Genomic DNA, 22,016 nt, shown 5'->3' on the forward strand with positions numbered 1-22,016 from the left:
GCATAGTCTTTGAAAAGTTCCTGGTGTATCAAAACATTTAGGTTATGATAAAGAAGACTATTCTTTCGTTTACTGCCCTCGCGATTTCATTTGGTGCGATGTCTCAGGCTCGTGTTGGTGTTAAAGGGGGATGGAACCTTTCATCTATTTCAGTTGATAATAATGGTTCCGTTGATAAGGATAAATCATTATCAGGATTCAATATTGGTTTAATTGCAGATTTTCCTTTAGTACCAAAGATCCTGTCATTCCAGCCTGGTGTATTTTATACTACAAAAGGCGCAAAACTTGAATCCGGGGATAAGAACAATTCCGGATCTGTATACAGGAAGTATACTACTACCCCTTCATACATTGAAATTCCTTTAAACTTTGTGGGTAAAATTCCAGTAGGACCTGGCACAAACCTATTTGCAGGTCTGGGGCCCTACATTGCATTTGGCGTAGCAGGCAAGAACAAAGTATCATCAACAGTGGCAGGTGTAACTACCAGCACAGAATCCAACATCAAATGGGATGATGATACCCCTTTCAATTCCGGCGATGCTAACCAGGGTTTTGACAAATACAAAAGGTTTGACTATGGCGGTAATCTGTTGGTAGGTGCAGAAATTCGCGGTTTAATTCTTTCTGCGCAGTATGGATTAGGCCTTGCTAAGATCAATTCCGGTTCAAGTGATAATAATAACGACAAGAATAAGAACCGTGTATTTAGCCTTTCCGCAGGATTTCTGTTTTAAAAATGTTTCTCATCCATTTTGTATATAAATACAAGTAAAGATGCGTAGGCAGGCAACGCTCAGATTAAAAAAAAGTATTAAAAGGGTATAGTATCCAAATGCCTGCAGGATACTATACCAGTATTAAAAAACTGATATGAAAAAGATATTATTATTCTGTGCAGCTATTTTAACGGCTGGTGTAACATTTGGTCAGACTAAATTTGGTATTCTGGCAGGCCCCAGTTTTTCCAGTATTACCTCAAAGAATACTTCTTTAAACAGTGGGAAGGAAACCAGTGATCTGCTTGTAGGAGTTAGAGCTGGTGTCACTGCAGATCTGCATCTGGCCGATGAATTTTATATAGGAACAGGATTGTTATATGCAGGTAAAGGTGGTAAGAATAAAGACAATGGGAATTTTAAAACGACCTTGTCTTACTTACAGGTACCTGTTAACTTTTTGTTTAAACCAGAAGTAGGTTCAGGAAAACTTAATCTGGGAGCGGGTCCTTATGTTGCTTATGGTCTTGGCGGAAAGCATAAAGGCACACTTAACAATCTGGTTATAGATTACAATGCGTTTGATGATGAATCAAAAGTCATCAATCAGAAACTGAAACGCTTTGATGCCGGTATCGGCGTTGTAGCCGGATATGAACTGAACAGCGGTTTATATATGGGGCTGAATGCAGACCTGGGACTGGTAAATATATACGATAATACCGATAACGACCGTAGTCTTAAAAACACCTCATTTGGTGTTTCCTTAGGATATAAGTTCTAAGAGACATAAGCACATATTGAAAAGATGAATGATAATCTAAGTAATTAGAATTGTCATTCATCTTTTTTTTAGGTATTATCTCCTATTTATTAAATAAGTCATAATTAATAAATCCATTTACCAAATTAGTACGTTAATTTAACGTTGAAATCCGCTGGGAGCTTGTACTTAAGTTTGTTTTTAAGAGGGATAATTTAATTTTTATTGTTATTTAACACCTAATGCATGAGGAAATTTCTACTTCTGTTTTTATTTTCTTTATTCACATCCCAATATCTCTATGCCCAGGTAAGTTTAGGCATACGTGGAGGGTTTAGTGTAACTGCCATGAAATTTGAAACTTCCTCCGGGCAAAAGAGTGGGGGAATAAGTAATGATAACCAATTAAAGAGCCTACATGCGGATCTTTTACTGAATGTACCCTTGTATGGAGGGTTTCATCTTCAACCGGTACTCAGATATATTACAAAAGGAACCTACTTTGAACCTTTGGCCCAGCAGCAGGCAACAGCAAGTGGAGAATCCGGCAACAGGATCGCGATTCGATATCTTGAAATGCCAGTAAACCTGTTATACAAATTCCAGTTTCCAGGGTTTAAGCTGGCAGTAGGTGCCGGACCTTATATCGCGTATGCACTGGGAGGAAATTACCGTACGGACATTATCGACAATGGTAAAATAGTGAGTCATGAAAAGCGTTCTCTCGGATTTGAAAATGCAGATAATGTAATATCTCCGGGATTGTACCTGGATCGCTGGGATGGAGGGATCAATACCACCATAGGTCTTGAACTCAATAACCTGGTGAATATAGGGGTTAATTATAGCCAGGGTATGATAAATCTGGATAATTCTGCCGCATATAAAGTGAAGAACAGTTATGTGGGTATTAGTGTGGGAGTATTACTGAGCAGGGAAGATTATTAGCATACAAATCATATTGCCTATCGGGCATAAAAAAAGAGGTTGTACCATACAACCTCTTTTTTTATGCCCGATAGGGGTGACAATACCTATTACCGTCTTAATAACAACTTAGGCTATTAAAGCACAAAGTGTGACAGTTATTCGGACATGCCATTACGTTTCCACGTGGTGGCATTATTTTATGCATCCTCAGGATATTGCCTGGATAGCTTTCAGGATCACGTTAGGTTTACCTAAAGTATAGTAGTGAATAATAGGAACACCAAATGCTTTCAGCTCTTTGGATTGCTGGATAAGCCATTGTGCACCCAGTTCTTCTACATCTTTATCGGATTTACATTTTAAAATCTCGTTAGAGAAGTCTGCCGGAATATCTACATGGAAAGTGCGGGGCAGAATGTTCATCTGCTTGCGAGTAGTAATTGGTTTTAATCCCGGAATGATAGGCACGGTGATACCTGCTTCACGGCATTTGGCTACGAAGTCAAAGAACTTCTGATTATCAAAAAACATCTGAGTAACAATGTAATCAGCTCCATTCTCCACCTTACGCTTCAGATAATTCAAATCCGTTTGCATATTAGGCGCTTCGAAATGTTTTTCCGGATAACCTGCAACACCGATACAGAATTTTGTTTTAACACCACCCTGAAGATCTTCTTCCAGGTAAATACCATTATTCATATGAACAACCTGTTGCAGTAATTCATCTGCATAACGGTGTCCATTAGGCTCTGGTTCGAAGGAGGCTTCATTTTTTGGAGCATCACCACGTAATACCAGTACATTATCTACACCAAGGAAATTAAGATCTATCAATGCGTTCTCCGTTTCTTCCCGGCTAAATCCACCGCAGATAAGGTGTGGTACTGCATCCACATTATAGTGATTCATTACTGCTGCACAAATAGCCACAGTACCGGGACGTTTGCGGATCTCCACTTTTTCAAAGGAACCATCACTTTTCTTTTTGAACATATGCTCACTTCTGTGGTAGGTTACATTAATATAAGCAGGTTTGAATTCCATTAACGGGTCCAGATGCTCATATATAGATTCAATACTCTTTCCTTTTAATGGGGGAAGGATTTCAAAAGATATAAGTGTATCTTTTGCCTGTGCTATATGTTCTGTGACTTTCATAAATTAAATAAAAGTGGCTTAAGTTTGCGCGGAGCAAAAATAGTATATCTCTTAGTATTATCATCTATTTTTTAGTTGATAGTCCGTTAAATTGTATCCCACAGTCCACTATTGGCAGAAAAAATCCATAGCTTAAAGGACAAAACCGGCAAGAATGGATAGTTATCTATTGAAAGCTAAATGAATTGCTTATTTTTGCTAAGTTTAAACATATGGCATTAAAAATACATACAGATCAGTTGGTTAAGCGTTACGGAAGCAGAACCGTAGTGAATCACGTATCTGTAGAAGTTACGCAGGGAGAGATTGTAGGATTACTGGGCCCGAATGGTGCCGGAAAGACAACTACTTTTTATATGGTAGTGGGGTTAATTAAACCTGATGAAGGACAGGTGTTCCTTAATGAGGTGAATATAACCAAACTGCCCATGTACAAGAGAGCAAAGATGGGTATTGGTTATCTGCCACAGGAAGCTTCGGTATTCCGTAAGCTGAGCGTGGAGGATAATATTTCGGCAGTACTTGAAATGACCGGGCTTAAAAAGGCCGCTCAGAAAGAGAAGCTGGAAAGCCTGCTTGAAGAATTCCACCTTACCCATGTACGTAAAAGTCCCGGAGATGTATTAAGTGGAGGAGAGCGGCGTCGTACAGAAATAGCCCGTGCCCTGGCAGTTGACCCTAAGTTTATCCTTTTGGATGAACCTTTTGCAGGTATTGACCCCATCGCGGTAGAAGATATCCAATCTATAGTTGCCCGATTGAAATATAAAAACATCGGTATCCTGATCACAGACCACAACGTACAGGAAACATTATCGATTACTGACAGAGCTTACCTGCTGTTTGAAGGTAAAATACTAAAAGCCGGTACAGCGGAAGAGTTAGCTGAAGATGAACAAGTAAGAAAAGTGTATCTTGGCCAGAATTTCATTTTACGCCGTAAAAATTACCTGGACGAAGCAGCAAAGCAACAATAAACTACTACGTTCCTAATCCTATTATGAGAATATTAAGTCCTGCAATATCACAATTGGCGCGTTTGCGCATGGGACGCATAGAGTATTTTATGCAATATCCCCTGCAGGTGCAGCAGCAGGTATTCCAAAACCTTATCAGCGCAGCTCAGTACACCGAGTTTGGCAAGCAATATAGCTTTTCACAGATCTATAAGATAGAGGAGTTCAAGCAGCGGGTACCCATACATAATTATGATACACTTAAACCCTACATTCAAAGATTAATGGAAGGGCAGCAGAACATTTTGTGGAATACACCCATAAAATGGTTTGCAAAGTCAAGTGGTACTACGGCAGATAAAAGTAAATTTATTCCCGTATCAGTAGAAAGCCTGGACGAGTGTCATTACCGTGCAGGCCGCGATGTACTGTCTCTTTATTATAATAACTTCCCGGAATCACGTTTACTTACTGGAAAGTCGCTGGTTATTGGCGGCAGTCATCAGGTAAATAAACTGGCGCCGGAAAGTGATTCCTATTTTGGAGATCTCAGTGCGGTGATGTTACAGAACATGCCTTTCTATGGGAATCTGGTACGTACTCCAGATCTTTCCATTGCCCTTATGGATGAGTGGGAAGAGAAGATTGAACGTATGGCCAATGCTGTGATACATGAAAATGTAACATCCATAGCCGGGGTACCTACCTGGACACTGGTACTCATAAAACGTATTTTTGAAATTACAGGAAAAGATAACCTGGCAGACGTTTGGCCTAACCTGGAACTATATATGCATGGCGGTGTTAGCTTTATGCCTTACCGCGAAAGGTTCAGAAACCTGATCCGCAAACCGGACATGTTTTACCAGGAAACATATAACGCTTCTGAAGGATTCTTTGCCGCGCAGGACGTTATAGGAGAGGAAGGACTACTGTTATTCCTGAATCATGGGATCTTTTATGAGTTCATGCCAATTGAGGAATACGGAAAGGAAAATCCGCAAACCCTGCAATTGCAGGATGTGGAAATGGGTAAAAACTATGCACTGATTATAAGTACCAACGGAGGACTATGGCGTTACCTGGTAGGTGATACCATCCAATTCGTATCACTGGCTCCTTACCGTGTAAGGGTAAGCGGCCGTACTAAATCTTTCATCAATGCTTTTGGAGAAGAACTGATAGTAGAAAACTCAGATATGGCTATTGCCAAAGCCTGTGAACAGACAGGGGCTGTAGTAAATGATTATACAGCTGCTCCTATTTATTTTAGTGAAAATAAATCAGGAGGGCATGAGTGGTTGCTTGATTTTGATGTGATGCCGGATAATGTGGAGCATTTTATAGATGTACTGGATAGTACACTTAAATCCATTAATTCAGATTACGAAGCCAAGCGTTATAAGGATATGGCACTTTGTCGCCCTGTAATGCATGTATTACCAAAAGGAACCTTTACCGAATGGTTAAAGAGTAAAGGGAAACTTGGAGGACAACATAAAGTACCCCGTTTGAATAATGAACGGCAGTACGTAGAAGATATTCTGAAATTTGCCGGAGTAACTGGTGGAAAATGATTCGTAAACTAACAACTATCACGCTTATATGAAATTACTGGAGAACAAAGTAGCTATTGTAACGGGCGCCAGCCGTGGTATAGGTGAAGCCATTGCATTAAAATTTGCAGAACATGGCGCGCATGTAGTCTTTACATATCTCAGTTCAGAAGAAAAGGCCAAAGCGCTGGAGCAGAAGCTGCAGGTAATGGGTGTAAAGGCGAAAGCCGTTAAATCCAATGCCGGAATATACGAAGAATGCGAAGCGTTGGTGAATGATGTGATAAAGGAATTCGGAGCAGTTGATATCTGCGTGAACAATGCAGGTATTTCAAAAGATAATCTCCTGTTACGCATGAGTGCTGAACAGTGGGATGATGTGATGGATATTAATCTGAAGAGCGTTTTCAACATGACGAAACATGTAATACGCCCTATGATGAAAGCTAAGAGTGGTGCTATTATTAATATGAGTTCAATTATCGGGATCACCGGTAATGCAGGACAAAGTAGTTATGCTGCTTCCAAAGCTGGGATCATCGGATTCACGAAGTCTATAGCAAAGGAACTGGGTAGCCGGAACATTCGTTGTAATGCAGTTGCACCGGGTTTTGTAGAAACAGATATGACAAGTTATCTGAAAGATGGAGAAGGTGCTAAAGGTTATATTGAAAAGATTCCTTTGGGTCGTTTTGGTACGGCTGAAGATATCGCCAATGTATGCCTGTTTCTGGCATCTGACATGAGCAGTTATGTAACAGGCCAGGTAGTAAGTACCTGCGGTGGATTGAACATCTAAAATTATTTATAAGATAATAAAAAGGCTTGTCTCATACTTTTGAGACAAGCCTTTTTATTATACCTTCTTAAAATCGTTTTCCTGCTATTGCTACTCTGAACATTTCCATACACTTCCTGTCCTGTAACGTTACAAATACGGTTTTACCATCTTTACCGCCAAAGGTCAGGTTGCTGCACTGCTTACCTGTGAGCGGAATTTCACGGATCTCTTTACCGACGGGGGAGAGTACAACTATAGTCCCTTTACCCCAGCGGGCTACATAAAGGTTGCCTGCTTTATCGCACTTCATTCCGTCAAATCCGAAATCAGGATATTCTGCAAACAGTTTTTTGTTGCTGATATTGCCGGCCTTGTCCACATCATATTTCCAGATTTTCCGCTGCATGCTTTCGTTCACATAAAAGGTTTTCTCGTCCGGGCTGAGTTCTATCCCATTGGTAGTACCCATGTTGCCTTCCAGGAGTACCATTTTCCCACCTTTATCAATGCGCCATAGCTGACCACCGTTATTTTTCCAGTCAGGATCTGATGCATACACCTGGTCGCGACTGTTGACACAGAGATCGTTGGGCTGGTGAAATTTATCAGAATGTACGTATACACTTATTTTTTTTGTGCGGGGATCCACCTCCAATATGTTGTGGCCTTTGAAGTCCGGCAGATACATATTGCCTTTACTGTTGAACTGGATTCCATTCCCGACACTGCTGTCCGGCAAGCTAACAAACAGTTCTCCACTACCGTCCTTCAGATTGATCCTGCCAATGGTTCCATCCCGTTGAAAGTTCACTACATACAGCCTGCCTGCTTTGTCAACGTTGGGGCCTTCAATGTTCACGGAGAACATTTGTTCTTTTGTCAGATCCTGTGTCTTGTACAGTGCTGGTGTCTTTACCTGTGCCATTCCTGCATAACCTGCAGTTATAGCCAGTAATAAACAGATATATTGTTTCATAAAAATGATTGTTGACATTAAGGTATCAAGTTAAGAAAAGTTTTGAGGGAATCTGTATTTTCGCCGCGCCATGATACATGTTTCAGAATTTAAAGATCTTGAGTTACTATCTATACATAAGGTAGGTAACTCCTCACAGGAAGAAGCCCTGATATGCTCACAGGCTCCGCTCGAATTACAGGACGAAACCATCAGCCAGTTACTTTTAAGCTATTTTATACAGCCGTTTACTAATAGCGCGGAATATTTCCGGTTTTTTCATGAGGCGGACTTACAATTAAATGAAATATTTCAGTATTGCCGTCGTATATTTGAAAACAGGGACAATTTTCATGAGCAGTCGATTAATATAGCAAAGCATCTCTATAAACATTCCACTCACCCGAAGATAAAAGGGGGAGAACTATACATAGCTTATTTTAGTAAATGTCAGGTGGATGGAGAAGACGTAGAAGCACTCGGTATTTTTAAATCTGAAACGAGAGATACCTATCTGAAAGTATTCTTAGCCGATGAAAGCTATCAGGTGAACTATGAGGATGGGATCAATATAAACAAGCTGGATAAAGGGTGCCTTGTGTATAATACCGAAGAAGAGAATGGGTACAAAGTCAGCGTAATCGACAGCATAAGCAAACAAAATGAGGCTGTATACTGGAAGGACTCCTTTTTACAGGTACAGCGGAGAGATGACAGTTATCATCAGACGGAACTGGCAGTGAACATGTGTAAGCAGTTTATCCACGATAAATTGCCAAGTGAATATGAAATAAGCCGGGTGGATCAGGTAGATCTGCTCAATAAGTCAGCCGCCTATTTTAAGGAAAAGGAACAGTTTCAGCTGGATGATTTTGCACAGGAAGTATTAGGTAATCCGGATGCAATTGCATCATTTAAGGAGTATCGTGATCACTTCCAGAATGAATCTCAGCAGCAGATCCCTGACGAGTTTGACATTTCTACACCAGCAGTTAAAAAGCAGCAAAAGGTTTTCAAGAGTGTATTAAAACTGGACAGGAATTTTCATATTTATATTCATGGCGACCGGGAAATGATAGAGCGCGGATTTGATGAGGCTACGAATATGTCCTATTACAAGCTACTTTTTGAAACCGAAACGTAATCGAATAATCTCTTTTTTCATAAGCAAAAACCAATTGTTAAACAAAGGCTGTTCTTTCGGACGGCCTTTTTGTTTGGCCGGAATCCATCCCTTTATTATATTTAATAGTATAACCCATACTGGTTTAGGAGAGTTCGCAGAGACATAATAGTGAGTCTATATGTTGAACATCTGTTGAACAATCTTTGGACATTCGTTGGACAATCTTTGAACAGGTATACCTGTTCAAAGATTGTCCAACGAATGTCCAAAGTATGAAGCAAATATCAACTCACTCCGAACTCTCCCCAAAGACACAGGTAATTTGTACAAGTCCTGAATTGCTATTACACTTTGGGGCATAAAAGATCCATCCCAAAGCTTGTTATAAGAAAAGATGATAAATGAAGGGTGAGAGGAAGAGATTACATCCAGGCCTGAAAACCGGTATTTAATTAGTCTCTCAATTTGCTGATTTACAACTATTTGGAATATATTTTCATAAAAAAGGCCCTGGTTGATTTCAACCAGGGCCTTTTTTTATGCCTTCATGGGTTAATCCTTTTCAGGACGTCCCGATGTGTTATTCTGTTTATGCCTTGGTTTAGGCGGACGATTATTTCCTCCCTGTGGCCTTGGTCCACTCTGATTAGGATTGTTACCAGGTCCGTTTGGTCTTGGATTATTCCGCTGCTCCTGTTTAGGCTTCTGTGGTTGTTGTTGCCTGTTTTCCTGCTGCCGTTGTTGTTGCGGACGGGCATCTGGCTTACCATCAGCTTTTTTCCCAGGTTGCTGCTGTTGTTGCTGCGGCTGATCCTGTGATTTCTGTTTGTGTTTTTGTTTCTCCTTGTCTTTATGCTTGCGTTTCTGCGAAGTCTTTTCGAGAGAGCGGAGGCTTATCTGGCCAACCACATCTGCAAAGCCAAGATCTGTTTCCTTAGGTTTACCGGCAACAACTTCTACCGGTTTGAGATCTTCAGGTTTAATGCCCTGCCTGTTAAGCTGGCGTATTTCCTTTACACGGGTAATAGTAAGCGGGTATTGTTTGTTACTATCTCCGTAGGAATACCACATCAGGTTCTTGAAGATATCTCTTTTCTGGAGGGAAGCTACGCCATTGGTAGTTTCGATACTGTCTGCATCTTCCGGAAAATCTTTCAATGCATCCAGGTAAGTATCCAGTTCGTAGTTAAGACAACATTTCAGTCGTCCACACTGACCGGAAAGTTTAGCCTGGTTAATAGATAAGTTCTGGTAACGGGCAGCAGTTGTGTTTACGCTTTTGAAGTCTGTTAACCAGGTAGAGCAGCAAAGTTCTCTGCCACAGCTACCAATACCACCTACTTTTCCGGCTTCCTGGCGGGCACCTATCTGGCGCATTTCCACCTTCACCCTGAATTCGCCGGCATATAACTTTATTAGTTCGCGGAAATCCACCCTATCATCGGCGGTGTAGAAGAAAGTAGCTTTACGGCCGTCTGCCTGAATTTCAACTTCGGTAAGTTTCATTTCAAGGCCTATACTGCGGGCCATTGCTCTTGCTTTGATCAGTGCTTCTTTTTCGCGGGCTTTGTTATCGCCCATACGACTAAGATCTTCATTTGTGGAGCGACGCAGCACTTTTTTTACTTCGGGAGTATCTTCTGTGCGGCGTTTCTTCATTTGGAGTTTTACCAGTTCACCCGTAAGGCTTACCTGCCCAACATCAAAACCGCTAACTCCTTCAACTGTGACCATTTCTCCTTTATCCAGGAACTGCTTGGTAACGTTACGGTAAAAATCTTTGCGGCTACCGTTGTTAAAACTTACTTCAATAATTTCAAATGGTGCTAAGCTGTCACTTAAGGGAATATTGGCTAGCCAGTCAAATACATTAAGCCTGTTGCAACCTCCAGTACTGCAACCTCCATTGCTTTTGCATCCTGACGGCTTCCCCTCTGCACCTGTACCACATCCGGCACAAGCCATATTAATTAGTTTAATTATTAAATGAATATGCATCCGGTATTAGTCCCGGCCGCTTTAAACTACGTATTTCCCCTTGTAATACAAAAAGGACGTAGTTGACAAAGATAGCGGAAATTGTGCTAAAGTGCGGATGTGTTGCTGTGGACTGCAAAAGGCACGTCATTACATCATAGGAATAGGTCTCTTTTTAAAGATGTATTGCAGCTTGATAGAGAGTGCATGAAATAACAGCTTGGCATTCGCATTACGTTCAACGTAATAGCAGGCGCTGTCTAACTCCTGCATAATCAGCTCCATTTGTTGCAGATTGGCCAGTTTCTGCAGTTTAGCAGCAAAGTCAGTTTCTTCTTCAGAGAATGCCAGCAGACTTTTATCTATGTATTTAAGACGAAGGGTGTGTTCCAGCAGATTAATGAAGTAGCGGAGAAACTGTTTCTGGTTTTCACGACCCATTTTAGCAACGCCATCAATCCATTCCTGTAATGCACCCCGGTTACCGGTAAAGATATAGTTGAGCCAGTTACGTAACAGTTCGTGATAGTCGTCGTCTGAGTTTTGAAGCAGATACAGGGCCTCGCGGTAATTACCGGCAGCAATGGTTGCTGCTTGACGGGCTTTTGCCGGAGGAGTCTGATTCCGTGATATCAATGCTTCTATCATTACCTCCTTGGGCAATGGATTTACTTTTATAAGATGTGTACGGGACAGGATAGTGGCAAGGATTTGTTCCTGGTTTTCTGCGATCAGCAGAAAGAGGGTATTTGCCGGCGGCTCTTCGATGAGCTTTAACAGGCGGTTACCTTCATTACCCAGATATTCGGGCATCCACATCAACAGGATTTTATACTGACTTTCGAAACTCTTCAGGCTCAGCTTGTGAATAATATCCTGACATTCGGTAGCTGTGATATTACCCTGCTTGTTTTCTGCACCTATAAACTGTAACCAGTCATAAGCATTGCCATAAGGATTGGAAGCAATGAATTCCCGCCATTCAGCAGCGTAATCGGTACTTACAGGCTTATCGCCTGGTTTACGGGGAATCACCGGATAAGAGAAATGGATGTCCGGATGGAGGTATTTACCTGATTTAACGCAGGCCTGGCACTTTCCACAAGCACCATCGGGTTGTTTCTCTTCACATACCAGGTATTGAGCAAAGGCTAATCCCAATGGCAGGCCGCCGGTTCCTTCTGGAGCCAGTAACACGATGGCGTGGCTCATACGGTTCTGCACTACTGATTTGATCAGTTGTTCCTTAATATCCTCCTGGCCTATGATGTTGGAAAAAAGCATAGGTGCAAATTAACGGAGAAAAGGAGAAATGAAAAAAGCAATTACGGGGGATGCCCATAATTGCTTTTATATCTTGAGTTTTATCTTATATTAATTGTACTTCTTCTCGATAGCGGCGATAACCTCCGGAGCAGAAGGCTGTGTTTTGGGTGAAAACACGGTTACCAGGTTTCCTTTTTCATCCAACAGGTATTTCTGGAAATTCCAGGTCACTTCAGCAGGTTCGAAATGTTTGGCTTTACTTTCTTCCAGTAACCATTTATAGATAGGATGAATATCAGATCCTTTTACAGAGATCTTTGCAGCCATTGGGAAGGTAACAGCGTATTTTTTGGTGCAGAACTCATGGATTTCCTGGTTGGATCCAGGCTCCTGAGAACCAAAGTTATTTGCCGGGAAACCAATAATTACCAGCTTGCCATCATATTTTTTATAGAGTTTTTCCAGCTCCGCATATTGTGGGGTATTTCCGCACATTGAAGCAGTGTTTACGATCAGGATTTTTTTGCCTTTATAATCAGCAAAGTTGATCTTGCCACCGTCAACAGCATCCACTTTAAAGTCGTAAATAGCACCTGCTTTCATGAATATCAGCATTGAAATGAGCAATGTTTTTAACATATGGATAAATTTTATTGTTGATTGAAGATTTATGTGTCGGATGATAAAATTAAGTAAATAAATGTATACAGGATGTTAAGTTAGGACCAGCGGTAGGTATAAAATAGTCAATGGCTGGCATAAGCAAGGCTACATATACTGATCTCTGTTTTTTCCTGCCGCAGTGCCTGGCAGCAGGCTTCTGTTGTAGCTCCGGTAGTGATTACATCATCTACCAGCAGCACATGTTTATCTCTGATATCGGCAGCATGCTTAAGAGAGAAGGCAGCTTCCACATTTTCCCATCTCAGTTCCCTGTTCTTCTTTGTTTGTGAAGAAAGATAATTTTCCCTGGTAAGCACATGGGAGATCACAGGTTTTTTTATAACAGAAGAAATACCGTTTGCCAGTAATGTAGCCTGATTATAACCACGGCGTCTTTCCCGGGAACTGTTTAGCGGTACCGGGATGATGCAGCTTATTTCGTGTAACCATTCACATTGCAAAAGTATGTTTCCTGTTTGTCGCCCCAGGTATAGCGCAATATCCTTACGGTTATGATATTTGAACTGATGTATGAGTGACTGTAAAAGAGACGTCTTTTTATAATAATAAGCAGCCATTGCATGACGTACATCTACTCTCCCCCAGAAAATTTTCTCTACCGGGTTACCGGCGTGGTATTGAAATCTGGTGTATGGCAATTGCTGCTTACAGTGCAGGCAAAGCACTTCTTCTGATCGTGTAAGATCATTACCGCACCCATCACAGGTATGTGGATAGAATAAATGGAGGAGGGACGACAGCAGTGTTCTCATTTTTAGAAATGGATTGGTTAACATGCTGAAAATACGGATTAATATATCATCAGAATAATCCTTTGTATACTTCGTCTACTCTGCCTACAGCGATCACTTCTATATTGAACTTGCTGAAGTCAACACCTTTTTTGTTATACCGGCTAACGAATATTTTTTCGAAGCCCAGTTTCTCTGCTTCTGCAATACGTTGCTCTATCCGGTTAACGGCACGTATTTCTCCGCTTAATCCCACTTCTCCTGCAAAGCAGATGTTGCTTCCAATAGCAATATCTTCGTAAGAAGAAAGCAGGGCACATAATACAGAGAGATCTATAGAAGGGTCTTCAACACGAATTCCACCAGCAATATTCAGGAATACATCTTTCATCCCAAAATGAAATCCACCGCGTTTTTCCAATACTGCAAGCAGGAGTTGTAACCTGCGGAGATCAAAACCGGTAACGGTACGTTGAGGAGTACCGTAAACAGATTGCGTTACAAGTGCCTGTACTTCTACCAGCATCGGGCGCATTCCTTCCATGGTAGAAGCAATCGCCACGCCACTGAGCATGTCTTCCCGCTGTGATATCAGTATCTCGGAAGGGTTGGTCACCTGCCTGAGCCCCTGCCCGGTCATTTCATAAATGCCCAACTCTGCGGTGGAGCCAAAGCGGTTCTTTATAGTGCGTAAAATGCGATATGCATAGTGTTGATCACCTTCAAATTGTAACACTGTATCTACCATGTGTTCCAATATTTTAGGGCCGGCAATTGAGCCATCTTTTGTGATATGACCAATAAGAAATACTGGTGTATGACTTTCTTTAGCAAAGCGTTGCATCTCTGCTGCCGTTTCTCTTATTTGTGATACACTTCCGGGAGCGGACTCTATTAAAGGAGACTGTAATGTTTGTATAGAATCTATAATAACTAGTTGCGGACGGAGTTTTTTTATTTCCTGAAAAATGGTTTGTGTAGATGTTTCAGTAAGCAGGTAGAACTGATCATTTTTGATCTGCAATCTATCTGCGCGCATCTTTATTTGTTGTGCGCTTTCTTCGCCACTTATATAGAGGGTAGTAATATTTTTAAGCTGTAGTGCGTTCTGGAGGAAGAGTGTGCTCTTACCAATACCAGGTTCGCCGCCAACCAGCACCAGAGAGCCTGGAACGATACCTCCGCCTAATACACGATTTAGTTCTCCATCAGGAGTTAACAATCTTTCTTCTTCAATACCGCTTACTTCCGAAAGGGTTACAAAGTTATTAGAACGGCTGTTATCTTTTTCTTCCTGCCAGCTGATATTACGTAACGGAACATCTTTTTGTACTTTCTCTTCTACGAAAGTATTCCATTGTCCGCAACTGGGACATTTACCTGTCCACTTAGCTGATTCGTATCCGCAATGCTGACAAAAAAAAGCGGTTTTTATTTTCATGTGGCGAAGTTAAGTTTTTAGCGAGAAGCAATTAATTGTAAACAACAAGTTATCGATGTAAGAAGTCTGTTGAAAAAAATTATCAGAGAACATCATTTATCGATGAAAAAATATGTGAAAAGAGAAATGCAGGTGTGAAATTTTAAGTGAGATCTCTTGAAAAAGAGCAACGGGGAAAATGTTGTAAAAAAGAAAAGAGCCAACAGAAGTTTCTGCTGACTCTTTCTACTTACTAACCCATTAAATTCACGTGTAAATTACTAAATGGCTACAGAATAAAAAAGTTTATTTAATAGATGTGAATAACTTTTGATGGGTTGGGAGGGGGTGACAGATCGGCTCCCATAGCATGTTTCAGAGGAGAAAAGCATTTAATAATACGTTCAATTAAAGCTCGTAAAAGGTTGATAAATAGGAACGATGCCGCCCTAATTTATATATGAAAAATCGCTAATAGTTTGATAATTTATATCTGTCAGAACGGCTGAAAATAGGCTGAAATTTTTTTATTGTAGACATAATGGCAGTGTTAATTTTCATGATTGGCAGGAAAAAATGGGAGTTTTAAGCCGGTTTCTTAAGGAAATCCTAAATCATGAGCAGAAGGGGCTGTTGGATGCTTATTTGATGGAAGTAGGTGTAATTTTGTAAACAATAAACCTTTATTCTATAATTATGACACCTGGAATTATGATCATATCGCTGATATTTATCGGTATCAGCATGTTGGTTAGTTTGCGATTGAAAAGCAAATTCAGGGAATACATCAATGTGCCGACCTCTTCCGGCCTAACGGGTAAGCAGGTGGCTGAGAAGATGCTCAGAGAGAACGGCGTATCTGGCGTGCAGGTAGTTTCCGTGGATGGCTTTTTGTCCGATCACTATGATCCGGCCAACAAAACAGTAAATCTTAGTCCTGAAGTATATAGTGGGGCAAACGTGGCAGCAGCAGCTGTTGCAGCGCATGAGTGCGGCCATGCCGTACAGCATGCCCGGGCATATCCCTGGTTATCAATGCGTTCCCGGCTGGTACCTGCCGTTCAGATCAGTTCCAGCCTGGTCCAGTGGGTACTGTTGGGAGGTATCCTGTTGATCAATGTATTTCCCGCTCTGTTGCTGGGAGGAATTGTACTGTTTGGTGTAACAACCGTCTTTTCGCTGATCACGCTACCCGTTGAGTTTGACGCATCCCGGAGGGCTTTAGCCTGGCTGGATAATACGAATCTGATGCAAAGAGATGAGCACGATAAAGCTAAGGATGCTTTATGGTGGGCAGCCATGACCTATGTGGTGGCTGCGGTGGCTTCAGTGGTAACACTTTTGCAATATATATTAATATATGCCGGAGTCCGGAACCGTGATTAAGAGATAGAAACCAGGTTTTGACAAGTGCGGCAGAGAAGGGGAGGCTGATCAATTCAATATTATATATACCAGGAAGTTGCTGGCTGGGAAGAAGTAGAGCTGATTATCAGGCTACGATCTTCTCAGCCAGTTTTTTTTGCCCTTTAATTGTCATGGGAATAATGAGGTAACTATTTTGGAGATGCATATAATATACAATAAATGTATTACGACCTATTTATCAATGTAAAAAACGCTGATATTAAATCATGGGTATCGGTGTTAATAACTAATCGTCAAAATATTTATTGATAATCAGTAACTTGCAAGGGTGCTATGTAAAAAAGTCTTCAAAATGTATGGTTATTCAAAGGAAGAAAGTTAGCTTTGCACTCCCAAATTGTTTGGGATAGTTATAAGACGTAAAAATTTTATTATATACTATAATGAATACTTTAAGCTTCAAGACTAAATCGGCCAACGACGCAACAGTAACGCGTGACTGGCACATTGTAGACGCTACCAACCTGACATTAGGCAGGATGAGCGCTAAGATTGCGTCCATTTTAAGAGGTAAGAACAAACCTTACTATACACCTCATACAGACTGTGGTGATTTCATTATTGTTATCAATGCTGAAAAAGTAGCATTAACAGGTAACAAATGGAATGATAAGGAATATCTTACTTATTCCGGTTATCCGGGTGGTCAGAAGGCAGAAACTGCTAAAGAACTGATCCGCCGCAGACCAGAAGTAGTAATAGAAAGGGCTGTAAAGGGTATGTTGCCTAAAAACCGCCTGGGACGTGCTATGTACAAGAAATTGTTCGTATATGCCGGTGCTGAACATCCGCACACAGCGCAGAAACCTAAATCCTTAACTTTCTAATTCGTCTCTGATACATGGAAAAGCAAAAAAATACCATTGGTCGTCGTAAGGAAGCTGTTGCCCGTATCTATATCAGCAAGGGTACCGGTAACGTTATCATCAACGACAAGGACTATAAAACATACTTCTCGTTAGTTTACCTGCAGAACCAGGTTGAACTTCCGTTGAAAACAGTAGATGTACTGGATAAATTTGATATAAAGGTTAATGCTGCCGGTGGTGGTATCAAAGGTCAGGCAGAAGCCGTGAAACTGGGTATCGCACGTGCATTATGTGAAGTGAACATAGAGTTCCGTCCTGCATTGAAGGCGGCTGGTTTACTGAAACGTGATCCAAGAGGCGTTGAGCGTAAGAAACCAGGTAAACGTAAGGCTAGAAGAAGCTTCCAGTTCTCTAAACGCTAATTGTGGTGAATGCATAAGCTTAACCGCTGATTGCAGATTATTAACATTGATCCTTTATAACAGAGCATAATAACATGGAAAATAATACCTCATTACAGCAGCAGTTACTGGAGGCAGGTGTACACTTCGGTCACCTGAAGAAGAAGTGGAATCCTAAAATGCTGCCTTATATTTTCGCAGAAAAGAAAGGTATTCACATCATAGATCTTAACAAAACAGTTGAAGGTTTAGAGGAAGCAGCAGCTGCCCTTAAATCTATCGCGAAGAGTGGTAAGAAGATCATGTTTGTGGCAACAAAAAAACAAGCTAAAGAAATCGTAGCAGAAGCTGCTAAGCGTGTAAACATGCCTTACGTTACCGAAAGGTGGTTAGGTGGTATGTTAACTAACTTCGCTACTATCCGTAAGAGCGTTAAGAAGATGCAGAGCATCGAAAAAATGCTGACTGACGGTACTTTCGATAGCATTACCAAGAAAGAACGTCTGACTTTAACCCGCGATAAGGAGAAAATGGAGAAAGTTCTGGGTGGTATCGCTCAGCTGGCCCGTGTTCCTGCTGCATTGTTCCTGGTTGACATCAGCCATGAGCACATTGCACTGGCAGAAGCTCGTCGCCTGGGTGTTTCTACCTTCGGTATGGTAGATACTAACTCAGATCCTACTAAAGTTGACTTCGCAGTTCCTGCAAATGACGACGCTACCAAATCAATAGCAATTATCACCAACTACATCGCTGCAGCAATTGCAGAAGGGTTGTCTGAAAGAGCTAGCGAAAAAACTGACGACGTTATAGAAGAGGAAGAAGCTGACAACCAGGCGCTGAAATTCGAACTGGAAGGTGGCGATGATCGTGGTGAAAGAGGTCGTAAACCAGGTGGTCCTGGTCGTGGCGGTCCTGGTGGCGGTGGCCGTGGTCCTGGTGGACCAGGTGGTCGCGGTCCTGGTGGAGCTGGCGGCGGTGGTAACAGGCCCGGTGGTGGTGGCGGTAACAGACCTGGTGGTCCTGGCCGTGGTCCCGGTGGTGGCGGTAGCAGACCCGGTGGCGGTGGTGCAGGCGGACAACGTCGCCCAGCTGGTTCCGGTGGCGGTCCTAGACCCGGTGGTGCAAGATAAACACTGATTAATCTAATAATATCAATTGCGAATCGTGGACATTCTTTGATCCGTGATTCGCAATTGATCATTAGTGATGGATAAACTATAAATCTTAATTCATTTAAACTCATTATAAGTTATGGCAGCAACAATTACAGCCGCTGATGTGAATAAACTGCGTCAGCAAACCGGAGCAGGTATGATGGATTGCAGAAAAGCACTGGTTGAAAGTGATGGCGATTTCGAAAAAGCAGTAGATTATCTGCGTAAGAAAGGACAGAAAGTAGCAGCTCTGCGTTCCGACCGTGAAACCAAAGAAGGTGTAATCATTGCTAAAACCGCAGCAGATGGTAAATCTGGTGTAGTTGTAGCTCTGGGTTGTGAAACTGACTTCGTTGCAAAAAACGAAGATTTCGTAAAATTTGCTCAGTCTATCGTTGATCTCGCTATCAGCATCGGTGCAAATACAGTAGAAGAACTGGCAGCAGCATCTCTGGATGGTGCTACAGTGGCAGATAAAGTGAATGATCAGGTAGCTAAGATCGGTGAAAAAATCACCCTGGCTAAGTTCGAAAAAATCACTGCTGCTTCCGTTACTTCTTATATCCACGGTAACTACCGTATGGGTGTACTGGTAGGCTTCACTGCTCCAGTTTCTGAAGAAGTTGGTAAAGATATCGCTATGCAGATCGCAGCTATGAACCCGATTGCAGTTGATGCAGACGGCGTACCAGCTGAACTGGTAGCTCGCGAAAGAGAGATCGCTATCGATCAGATCAAAGCTGAAGGTAAGCCAGCTGAAATGGCTGAAAAGATCGCACAAGGCAAGATCAATAAGTTCTATAAAGATAGTACCCTGTTACAGCAGGCTTTTGTTAAGGATAGCAACAAGTCTGTAGCTGATTACCTGAAATCTGTAAGCGCAGACCTGAAGGTAACCGGATTCACCAGGATCGCATTAGGGTAATTTATTTACCTGTAAGAAAGGAGAGACTTTTAGTTCTCTCCTTTTTTTTGTGCCTATATGGACAGCATGTAATAAGAATGCAGCGTTCCGCATTTTTTGTATCTTCGGGCCTAGTAATCTATTCTCTAACTACAATCTCAATATCATTTTTCAATAATCATGTTGCCAAAGTATAAACGTATTTTACTCAAACTGAGTGGGGAATCCCTGATGGGAGATGGTAATTATGGTATCGATCACAAAGTGATCTCGCAGTATGCATACGATATCAAAGCCGCAACAGACCTGGGCGTACAGGTAGCCATCGTTATTGGCGGTGGTAATATCTACAGGGGGATGAATGAAGCAGAAACTGGTATTGAAAGGGCACAGGGAGACTACATGGGCATGCTTGCAACAGTGATCAATGGTATGGCTATGCAAAGCGGACTGGAGAAGGCCGGGCTTTATACACGCCTTCAATCTGCTATTAAAATGGAACAGATAGCAGAACCTTATATCCGTCGCCGGGCTATCCGCCACCTTGAAAAAGGACGTGTGGTAATCTTTGGAGCGGGTACCGGTAACCCTTACTTTACTACAGATACGGCAGCATCCCTTCGCGCTATCGAAATCCAGGCAGATGTGATTCTGAAAGGTACACGTGTAGATGGTATCTACACCGCAGATCCTGAAAAAGATCCTACCGCTACCCGTTATGAATCCATTACTTTCTCAGAAGTATATCAGAAGTCTTTAAATGTAATGGACATGACAGCGTTTACTCTTTGCCAGGAAAACAAACTGCCCATCATTGTGTTCGATATGAACAGAGTGGGCAATCTTTTGCAGGTGATCATGGGTAAAAATGTGGGTACATTGGTAACCGGATGAACTTTACGATAAATTATTAAGGAAGAGGTTGTATCAAAGTATGGTACAACCTTTTTCATTTGGTACCTATGGTCGTAAACGATCCTTAGTTCTTTCGTTTATTTTTGATACTACCCCTTCCTTTTTATTTAGGCCTCTTTCCCGATGAAAAAGTATACTTGTTTAAGTAATCTCCAGGCTTTTTATTAATGATTTAATGCTCTAAATAATGGCTTTTCATTCATGGAATAATAACCCATGATAGTTATTTCAACACCGGTTTAATATCCTTAAAAGGAATGAATAAGGAAACCTGCCCTAATGCATAAGGTCCAATTTCATAAGGAGTATAACTAAATACCACACCTTTATCTGTAAGGTAAAAGTTATTATTAGGCTTGATCTCTTTTTGCAGCAACATTCCTTCTATAGATTCATCTTCTTCTACCTTGAACGCTTTACGGAATGACTTTTCCAGTTCCGGGATCAGCACAGTTTTATACTCGGGTTTAAAGATATCATCCAGTGTAAGGATCTTCTTCTTTTCCAGGTCCAATACCATGTAATTGGCGCCGTAATTGCCATGTGCTCCACCTGTGTATTCGTAACTAAAGTATTCCAATGAGAGTAGCGGATAGTGATTCCACACCACTTTCATATCTGCATCAGCAGCCCAGTTTGATGTAAGCGGAATTCCTTCTGTGGTATCCATATCTACAGCAGCGGTTTTATAAGTAAGAAGGAAAGAGTCGATATCTCTTTTTATAAACTGGTGCACATTATTTACTGATTTTCCTCCTGTAATACTTTTCCTGATAAAATCTGCGGTAGGTTCATCAGTAACCTCAGCAGAAGGCCATACGATACTGTTGCTTGCTTCTCCGGTAGGTGATGCAGGATGATTGGGAAACAACTTCAAAGAGTCTGCTGCATAATACACATCAAGGGCTATAGCGCCATCAAAATTAGCTTTTAAGGTAAATGGATATGAAGTGCCTTTGCCCCGCCAAACGCCCTTAAAAGTGCCCGCACTATCAAGCTGCCCTGTAAAGAATCTTTCTTCATTGCGATCTGTATTTTCATTCAGCACTATTCTTTTACTATTGTCCGGGCTACCCCATATTAAAATAGGTTCGCCGATTTTATCATACATATAATAACCCTTGTACATCCAGGGACCAGACTTTACCAGGTCCATCGTAACCGGCTGATCTCCGATCGTACCGGTGAGATGCACATAAAAATAAGGGGTAGTTGTAAGGTTTGGTACCGTAACTGAAGTACTATGTCTGGTTTGCCTGCCGCAGGAAACAAGAATACAACAGGTGATAGCAAATAGAAGAGTTCTCATGTGATAAAAGTACTAAATATTAGTATCCGGTTAAAGTGTCTTTACTGATGATAATCATATTTTCA

At 41.5% G+C, this 22,016-nt stretch carries 21 protein-coding genes; 13 read left to right on the forward strand and 8 right to left on the reverse strand.

The genetic code is table 11. The annotated features are described in order from the left end of the window. The first annotated feature begins 44 nt into the window (after positions 1-44). The 3 genes from BM176_RS25990 to BM176_RS26000 all read left to right on the forward strand — a co-directional run bounded on the left by BM176_RS25990 (position 45) and on the right by BM176_RS26000 (position 2,433). The gene (locus BM176_RS25990) at positions 45-740 is read left to right on the forward strand and encodes a porin family protein (RefSeq protein WP_090107285.1); all 696 of its coding nucleotides are present in this window, start codon (positions 45-47) and stop codon (positions 738-740) included. Positions 741-876: 136 nt separating this feature from the next. Then, positions 877-1,506, forward strand: coding sequence for a porin family protein (locus tag BM176_RS25995; RefSeq protein WP_090107288.1), 630 nt, complete (start codon positions 877-879; stop codon positions 1,504-1,506). 225 nt (positions 1,507-1,731) lie between these two features. Then, entirely contained in the window at positions 1,732-2,433 is a 702-nt protein-coding gene (locus BM176_RS26000) for an outer membrane beta-barrel protein (RefSeq protein WP_090107290.1), read from the forward strand. A 189-nt stretch (positions 2,434-2,622) separates the two neighbouring features. On the opposite strand, the gene metF is transcribed toward BM176_RS26000, so the two are convergent. After that, positions 2,623-3,576, reverse strand: a complete 954-nt coding sequence (gene metF / locus BM176_RS26005) for a methylenetetrahydrofolate reductase [NAD(P)H] (RefSeq protein WP_090107291.1) — start codon at positions 3,574-3,576, stop codon at positions 2,623-2,625. A 212-nt stretch (positions 3,577-3,788) separates the two neighbouring features. On the opposite strand from metF, the gene lptB reads away from it, so the two are divergent. Genes lptB through fabG form a run of 3 tightly spaced genes read left to right on the forward strand, consistent with a single transcriptional unit; the run spans position 3,789 to position 6,887 of the window. After that, a complete protein-coding gene (lptB, locus tag BM176_RS26010) occupies positions 3,789-4,553 on the forward strand; it encodes an LPS export ABC transporter ATP-binding protein (RefSeq protein ID WP_090107293.1) in 765 nt (254 codons plus the stop codon). Positions 4,554-4,576: 23 nt separating this feature from the next. Beyond that, positions 4,577-6,109 (forward strand): GH3 auxin-responsive promoter family protein, encoded by a 1,533-nt coding sequence (locus BM176_RS26015; protein WP_090107294.1) that lies wholly within the window; start codon positions 4,577-4,579, stop codon positions 6,107-6,109. A gap of 28 nt (positions 6,110-6,137) precedes the next feature. Next, a complete protein-coding gene (fabG, locus tag BM176_RS26020; protein WP_090107296.1) occupies positions 6,138-6,887 on the forward strand; it encodes a 3-oxoacyl-[acyl-carrier-protein] reductase in 750 nt (249 codons plus the stop codon). Positions 6,888-6,954: 67 nt separating this feature from the next. On the opposite strand, the gene BM176_RS26025 is transcribed toward fabG, so the two are convergent. Continuing rightward, complete coding sequence (locus BM176_RS26025; RefSeq protein ID WP_090107298.1) at positions 6,955-7,845, reverse strand: SMP-30/gluconolactonase/LRE family protein; 891 nt, start codon at positions 7,843-7,845, stop codon at positions 6,955-6,957. A gap of 70 nt (positions 7,846-7,915) precedes the next feature. On the opposite strand from BM176_RS26025, the gene BM176_RS26030 reads away from it, so the two are divergent. After that, positions 7,916-8,968, forward strand: a complete 1,053-nt coding sequence (locus BM176_RS26030; protein WP_090107300.1) for a nucleoid-associated protein — start codon at positions 7,916-7,918, stop codon at positions 8,966-8,968. Between the two features lie 534 nt (positions 8,969-9,502). On the opposite strand, the gene BM176_RS26035 is transcribed toward BM176_RS26030, so the two are convergent. The 5 genes from BM176_RS26035 to radA form a co-directional block, all read right to left on the reverse strand. After that, the gene (locus tag BM176_RS26035) at positions 9,503-10,915 is read right to left on the reverse strand and encodes a PSP1 domain-containing protein (RefSeq protein ID WP_090107306.1); all 1,413 of its coding nucleotides are present in this window, start codon (positions 10,913-10,915) and stop codon (positions 9,503-9,505) included. Positions 10,916-11,077: 162 nt separating this feature from the next. Further along, the gene (locus BM176_RS26040; RefSeq protein WP_090107307.1) at positions 11,078-12,211 is read right to left on the reverse strand and encodes a DNA polymerase III subunit; all 1,134 of its coding nucleotides are present in this window, start codon (positions 12,209-12,211) and stop codon (positions 11,078-11,080) included. Positions 12,212-12,301: 90 nt separating this feature from the next. Then, a complete protein-coding gene (locus BM176_RS26045; protein WP_090107309.1) occupies positions 12,302-12,832 on the reverse strand; it encodes a glutathione peroxidase in 531 nt (176 codons plus the stop codon). Positions 12,833-12,939: 107 nt separating this feature from the next. Next, a complete protein-coding gene (locus BM176_RS26050; protein ID WP_177230550.1) occupies positions 12,940-13,629 on the reverse strand; it encodes a ComF family protein in 690 nt (229 codons plus the stop codon). Positions 13,630-13,678: 49 nt separating this feature from the next. Then, entirely contained in the window at positions 13,679-15,049 is a 1,371-nt protein-coding gene (gene radA / locus BM176_RS26055; protein ID WP_090107313.1) for a DNA repair protein RadA, read from the reverse strand. Between the two features lie 675 nt (positions 15,050-15,724). On the opposite strand from radA, the gene BM176_RS26060 reads away from it, so the two are divergent. The 6 genes from BM176_RS26060 to pyrH all read left to right on the forward strand — a co-directional run bounded on the left by BM176_RS26060 (position 15,725) and on the right by pyrH (position 20,621). Next, on the forward strand, positions 15,725-16,414 hold the full coding sequence (locus tag BM176_RS26060; protein WP_090107314.1) for a zinc metallopeptidase: 690 nt from the start codon (positions 15,725-15,727) through the stop codon (positions 16,412-16,414). Positions 16,415-16,839: 425 nt separating this feature from the next. Beyond that, positions 16,840-17,283 carry a 50S ribosomal protein L13 gene (gene rplM / locus BM176_RS26065; RefSeq protein WP_090107315.1) on the forward strand — a complete coding sequence of 148 codons (444 nt, stop codon included), beginning with the start codon at positions 16,840-16,842 and terminating at the stop codon, positions 17,281-17,283. 14 nt (positions 17,284-17,297) lie between these two features. Continuing rightward, a complete protein-coding gene (rpsI, locus tag BM176_RS26070; protein ID WP_089781816.1) occupies positions 17,298-17,687 on the forward strand; it encodes a 30S ribosomal protein S9 in 390 nt (129 codons plus the stop codon). 74 nt (positions 17,688-17,761) lie between these two features. Continuing rightward, entirely contained in the window at positions 17,762-18,799 is a 1,038-nt protein-coding gene (rpsB, locus tag BM176_RS26075; RefSeq protein ID WP_090107316.1) for a 30S ribosomal protein S2, read from the forward strand. Positions 18,800-18,920: 121 nt separating this feature from the next. Next, a complete protein-coding gene (gene tsf, locus BM176_RS26080) occupies positions 18,921-19,748 on the forward strand; it encodes a translation elongation factor Ts (protein WP_090107318.1) in 828 nt (275 codons plus the stop codon). A gap of 159 nt (positions 19,749-19,907) precedes the next feature. Continuing rightward, a complete protein-coding gene (gene pyrH / locus BM176_RS26085) occupies positions 19,908-20,621 on the forward strand; it encodes a UMP kinase (RefSeq protein ID WP_090107320.1) in 714 nt (237 codons plus the stop codon). A 244-nt stretch (positions 20,622-20,865) separates the two neighbouring features. Here the strand turns inward: pyrH and BM176_RS32600 are convergent, their stop codons facing one another. Next, positions 20,866-21,951, reverse strand: coding sequence for a DUF3298 and DUF4163 domain-containing protein (locus tag BM176_RS32600; RefSeq protein WP_177230551.1), 1,086 nt, complete (start codon positions 21,949-21,951; stop codon positions 20,866-20,868). Positions 21,952-22,016: the final 65 nt, after the last annotated feature.

Source organism: Chitinophaga sp. CF118 (assembly GCF_900112615.1).
In the GTDB taxonomy this organism is placed as follows: domain Bacteria; phylum Bacteroidota; class Bacteroidia; order Chitinophagales; family Chitinophagaceae; genus Chitinophaga.